The following is a 6270-nucleotide window of genomic DNA, read 5'->3' on the forward strand; positions in this document are numbered from 1 at the left end:
GCAAGGGCGTGACGATGCGCACGCTTGTTCCCGGCTATCCCCAAGTGATGGACACCTTCAAGAAGAAAAAACCCGTTCACCAATATCCGCTGCTGCAGGGCGGCAAGGCTTCGGTCCATGCTGTCCAGATTGCCGGGCTCGACCTGTTCGTGCTCGACGCGCCGCATCTGTTCGATCGCCCCGGCGGTCCCTATGGCAATGCCACCGGCGCCGACTGGCCGGACAATTGGCGGCGTTTCGCGGCCTTGAGCCAGGTTGGCGGCGACATCGCCGGCGGCGCCATCTCGGGCTACCAGCCGGACATCGTCCATGCCCATGACTGGCAATCGGCGATGACGCTGGCCTATATGCGCTACGGCAAGGCGGTCGGCACGCCGTCGATGATCACCGTCCATAACCTCGCTTTCCAGGGTCAGTTCGGCGCCGGCATCTTTGGCGAGCTTGGCTTGCCGGCGGCGGCCATGGCGCTCGACGGCGTCGAATATTATGGCGGCGTCGGGTTCCTCAAGGCCGGCCTGCAGGCCGCCTGGGCCATCACCACAGTCAGCCCGACCTATGCGCAGGAGATCCGCTCGCCGGAATTCGGCATGGGGCTCGATGGCCTCGTCAACATGCGATCCGTCGATCTCTATGGCATCGTCAACGGCATCGATACCGAGATATGGAACCCTGAAACCGACAAGCATCTCGTCTCCAATTACACGGCCAAGACATTGAAGGCGCGGCATCCCAACCGGACCGCGGTCGAAGATCGTTTCAATCTCGACCGCGACGACAGTCCGATCGTCTGCGTCATCAGCCGGCTCACCTGGCAGAAGGGCATGGACATACTGGCGACGGTGATCGACGGGATCATTGCGAGGGGCGCACGCCTGGCGATCCTGGGGTCGGGCGATGCCGGCCTCGAAGGCGCGCTGCTGGCCGCCGTCGCCCGCCATCGCGGTCGCATCGGCGTCGTTGTCGGTTACGACGAGGGACTGTCCCACACCATGCAGGGCGGCTGTGACGCCATCGTCATCCCGTCGCGTTTCGAGCCTTGCGGGCTGACGCAGCTCTACGGCCTGCGCTATGGCTGTGTGCCGGTCGTCGCCCGCACCGGCGGCCTTGCCGACACGGTCATCGACGCCAATGAAGCGGCCGTTTCGGCAGGTGTGGCGACCGGCTTCCAGTTCGCGCCCGCCGATGCCGGCGCCTTGCTGCACGCCATCCGCCGGTTGGTGGAAGCGCATGCCAGCCCCACGATCTGGACGTCGATGCAGCGGCAAGGCATGAAGGCCGATGTGTCGTGGGACAAAAGCGCAGAAAAATACCTTGAACTCTATCGCTTGCTGCTTTCGAAAAGGGCTGTCTGACGCATGATACGCACCGTCGCCACCAAACCCTACTTAGACCAGAAGCCCGGCACTTCCGGGCTGCGCAAGAAAGTACCGGTGTTCCAGCAGGAGCACTATGCCGAGAACTTCATACAGTCGATCTTCGATGCGTTGGACGGGTTCGAGGGCAAGACCCTGGTGATCGGCGGCGACGGCCGCTTCTACAACCGCGAAGTTATCCAGAAGGCCATCGCCATGGCGGCGGCAAACGGCTTCGGCAAGGTGATGGTCGGACAGGGCGGCATCCTGTCGACGCCAGCAGCGTCCAATGTCATCCGCAAATACAAAGCCTTCGGCGGCATCATCCTGTCGGCCAGCCACAATCCGGGCGGCCCGCACGAGGATTTCGGCATCAAATACAATGCCGACAATGGCGGGCCGGCGCCGGAAAAGCTGACCGACGCGATCTTCGCCAAGACCAAGGTGATCTCCAGCTTCAAGATCGCGGACATCGGCACGGTCGATCTCGACACGATCGGCACCGTCGAGGCGGGCGGCATGACGGTCGAGGTGATCGACCCGGTCGCCGACTATGCCGAGCTGATGGAAAGCCTGTTCGATTTCGATGCCTTGCGTGCGTTGTTCAAATCGGGTTTCCGCATGCGCTTCGACGCCATGCATGCCGTGACCGGTCCCTATGCCAAAGAGATTCTGGAAAACCGGCTCGGCGCGCCGAACGGTACCGCCCGCAACTTCATCCCTCTGCCCGATTTCGGCGGCCACCACCCAGACCCCAACCTGGTCCATGCCAAACACCTCTATGACGAGATGATGGGACCGGATGCGCCGGATTTCGGCGCTGCTTCCGACGGCGACGGCGATCGTAACCTGATCATCGGCAAGGGCATTTTCGTCACCCCGTCGGATTCGGTGGCCATGCTCGCCGCCAACGCCCATCTGGCACCGGGCTACAAGGCCGGGCTGAAAGGCATTGCGCGCTCGATGCCGACCAGCGGCGCGGCCGATCGCGTCGCCGAAAAGCTCGGCATCGGCATCTATGAAACGCCGACCGGCTGGAAATTCTTCGGCAACCTGCTCGATGCCGACATGGCAACGATCTGCGGCGAGGAAAGTGCGGGAACCGGCTCCAACCATGTCCGCGAAAAGGACGGGCTGTGGGCCGTACTTTTGTGGCTCAATATCCTTGCTGCCCGGGGCGAAAGCGCCAAGCAGATTGTCACCGAGCACTGGGCCGCCTATGGCCGCAATTACTATTCGCGCCACGACTATGAGGAGGTCGAGACCGACCGCGCCAATGCGCTGGTCGACGAATTGCGGACGAAACTCGCATCACTGCCCGGCACCAGCGTGCGTGGCATGAAGATCGCCAGCGCCGATGATTTCGCCTACCACGACCCGGTCGACAGCTCGATAGCCAAGAACCAGGGCATCAGGGTGCTGTTCGAAGGCGGATCGCGCGTCGTCTTTCGTCTCTCCGGCACCGGCACCTCGGGCGCGACGCTGCGCCTCTATATCGAGCGCTACGAGCCGGACACGTCCAGGCACGATCTCGACACGCAGGAGGCGCTTGCCGATCTGATTGCGGCAGCCGATGATATTGCCGGGATTCGCAGCCATACCGGCCGCGCCAAGCCGAGCGTGATTACCTGATGCCATCTAGACCATGATCCCGAACCGACGGTCCGCGTCAGCGAAAAGTGGGAGCCGGTTTTCGGAAAGGATCATGGTCAAACAGGAAGATAGAATACCGGCCGGTTATCGGCCGCGACTTGGCGGATTCGTCGGGCAAGGTGGCATTCGCTTTGCCGTATGGTCGTCTGCGGCCAGCCGGCTCTGGGTCTCAATCTTCGATGAGCAGGGTAACAGGGAGATCGACCGGCTCGAACTCCGGCCGGAAGGCGAGGGCGTTCACGCGCTTTTCGTTGCCGGCCTCGCTGCCGGCACCCGATACGGGTTTCGCGCCGATGGCGACTATGCGCCCGAGAAAGGGCCCTGGTTCGATCCCGACAAGCTGCTGGTCGACCCATATGCCGTCGAGATCGACAGGCCTTATGTCTATGACATCAGGCTCGCCGCACGACGGGGCGAGGGCACCGATACCGCGCCGCTGCTGCCGAAAGCGATTGCCGCCACCCTGCCGCAACCGGTGCCTGCCTTGCCGCCGCTATTCCAGCCCGGTGGCCTGATCTACGAAGTGCCGGTGCGCGCCTTCACAATGCTGCATCCGGACATCCCGAAGCCCCAGCGCGGAACGATTGCAGCTCTTGGCCATCCGGCCATCGTCGAGCACCTGAAAAAACTCGGGGTCGGGGCGGTCGAACTGATGCCGGTGACGGGATCGATCGATGAGCGGCATCTGCCGCCGCTCGGGCTGCGTAATGCCTGGGGCTACAACCCCGTGACCTTCATGGCGCTCGATCCGCGCCTGGCGCCCGGCGGTCTCGCGGAATTGAGGCAGACGGTCGCCACGCTGCGTGAGGCCGGCATCGGCGTCATCCTCGACCTCGTCTTCAACCACACCGGCGAAAGCGACAGGCTTGGGCCGACGCTGTCGCTGCGCGGCCTCGACAGCAGCACCTACTTCCGGCATTGGCCGGACGGCAGCTTGGCTAACGACACCGGCACCGGCAACACGGTCGCTTGTGATCATCCGATCGTCCAGGAAATGGTCCTCGACACGCTTCGTTACTTTGTCCGCCATGCTGGCGTCGACGGTTTCCGCTTCGATCTGGCGCCCATTTTGGGTCGGGTCGATGGCGTATTCGACGCGGCGGCACCGTTGCTTATGGCTATTCGGAACGACCCGGACCTTATTGACAGGGTGCTGATCGCTGAGCCTTGGGATATCGGCCCGGACGGCTATCAGCTTGGCAATTTTGCGCCGCCCTTCCTCGAATGGAACGACAAATATCGCGACGACATCCGCCGGTTCTGGCGCGGCGATATCGGCATGGTCGGCGCGCTGGCGACCCGGCTTGCCGGCTCGTCCGACGTGTTTGCCAAGCCAGGCCAGCAGACAAGCCGCAGCGTCAATTTCATCGCCGCGCATGACGGCATGACGCTGGCCGACATTGTTGCCTACGAGCACAAGCACAATGAGGCCAATGGCGAGCAGAACCGCGATGGCCACGACGACAACTTGTCCTGGAACAATGGCGTCGAGGGTGAGACCGGCGACCGGCGGATCGTTACGGCCCGTTTCGATGACCAGTGTGCGCTGCTCGCGACACTGTTTGCCTCGCGCGGCACGGTCATGCTGACCGCCGGCGACGAATTCGGCCGCACCCAGAAGGGCAACAACAATGCCTATGCGCAGGACAACGAGATCACCTGGCTCGACTGGACCGGGCGTGACCAAGCGTTGGAACAATGCGTCGTTTTGCTCGCCGCGATGCGTCGTTCCATGCCGGCGCTTTCCGACACGCGCTTGCTGACCGGAGAGCCGCGGCCCGGGTCAGAGATACCGGATGTCATCTGGCTCACTGAAACCGGCATGCCGCTCGATGAGGCAGGCTGGCACGATTCGGGGCGGTACCGCCTGATCATGATGCTCGGCGGCGATGATTGCCGCCTTGCCGTGGTCATCAATGGCGATCGCCGGGCGTGTATGTTCACGCTGCCGGAGCGCGACGGATTTCGCTGGGAGCCAGCCATCGAAACACCGGACAGCGCAGCAGGAGTTTCACGGCCGGTGCCGGGGCGAACGGTGAGTTTTATGATCGAACACAAGGCCGCGCAGGCTCAGATAAAGGAGAACGGCGGTGGCAAATGACAACGCCGAGTGGTGGCGCGGCTGCGTCATCTACCAGATCTACCCGCGCTCCTTCCAGGACACGACAGGGGACGGCAGTGGCGATCTGCGCGGCATTGCCTCAAGGCTGGCTCATGTCGCATCGCTTGGCGTCGACGCCGTCTGGCTGTCGCCCTTCTTCAAGTCGCCGATGGCCGATATGGGTTACGACGTGTCCGACCATACAGCCGTCGATCCGATGTTCGGCACATCAGAGGATTTCGAGGCGGTGGTCGCCGAGGCGCACCGTCTCGGCCTGAAAGTCATTATCGACCAGGTCCTGTCGCATTCGTCCGACCGGCACGAATGGTTCGTCGAAAGCCGCGCGAGCCGCGATAACCCTAGGGCGGACTGGTATGTCTGGGCCGATCCGAGTCCTGACGGCAGCGCGCCCAACAACTGGCTGTCGGTCTTCGGCGGCCCCGCCTGGGAGTGGGACGCGACCCGCAGACAATACTACATGCACAATTTCCTCGCCTCGCAGCCGGACCTCAATTTCCACAATCCGGAGGTTCAGGACGCCCTGCTGGAGACGGTGCGGTTTTGGCTGGAGCGCGGCGTCGACGGGTTTCGGCTCGATACGGTCAACTACTATGTCCATGACCGCTGGCTGCGCAGCAACCCGCCCCTTGCGTCGAGCGTCGCCGGCACGAACACCGAAACCAATCCCTACCTCTATCAGGAGCATTTGTTCGACAAGACGCAGCCCGAAAACCTCGCTTTCCTCAAGCGTTTTCGGGCGCTGCTCGACGAATATGAGGGCCGCGCCGCTGTCGGTGAGGTCGGCGACGAAACCCGTTCGTTGCAGACGCTCGCCGCCTATACCGGCGGCGGGGACAAGCTCGACATGTGCTACACGTTCGACCTGCTCGGTCCGCAATTCTCGGCGGCGCATATACGCGGATGTGTCGAGGCTTTCGAGAGTACGGTTTTCGACGGCTGGGTCTGCTGGGCGTTTTCCAACCACGATGTCGTTCGCCATGTGACACGCTGGACGAGGCCCGGCGGCGATCTGGAAAGGACGGCGAAGTTCTCGATCGCGCTGCTGTCATGCCTGCGTGGATCGATCTGCCTCTATCAGGGCGAGGAGCTCGGGCTGGAGGAGGCGGAATTGGCGTTCGAGGATCTGCGCGATCCTTACGGCAT

4 protein-coding genes are annotated in these 6270 nt (G+C 63.0%); all 4 read left to right on the plus strand.

From position 1 onward, the window contains the following. A partial coding sequence (gene glgA / locus EOA85_RS24550) for a glycogen synthase GlgA (RefSeq protein ID WP_127211493.1) occupies positions 1-1352 on the plus strand: 1352 nt, incomplete at its 5' end. A 3-nt stretch (positions 1353-1355) separates the two neighbouring features. Then, complete coding sequence (locus tag EOA85_RS24555; protein ID WP_127211494.1) at positions 1356-2984, plus strand: alpha-D-glucose phosphate-specific phosphoglucomutase; 1629 nt, start codon at positions 1356-1358, stop codon at positions 2982-2984. Positions 2985-3057: 73 nt separating this feature from the next. Further along, the gene (glgX, locus tag EOA85_RS24560) at positions 3058-5106 is read left to right on the plus strand and encodes a glycogen debranching protein GlgX (RefSeq protein ID WP_127211495.1); all 2049 of its coding nucleotides are present in this window, start codon (positions 3058-3060) and stop codon (positions 5104-5106) included. Then, positions 5096-6270: alpha-amylase family glycosyl hydrolase (locus EOA85_RS24565; protein WP_127211496.1), on the plus strand; the 1175-nt coding region annotated here is incomplete at its 3' end. The genes glgX and EOA85_RS24565, both read left to right, overlap by 11 nt.

Origin of the sequence: Mesorhizobium sp. M5C.F.Ca.IN.020.29.1.1 (assembly GCF_003997375.1) — a bacterium.
GTDB lineage: Bacteria > Pseudomonadota > Alphaproteobacteria > Rhizobiales > Rhizobiaceae > Mesorhizobium > Mesorhizobium wenxiniae.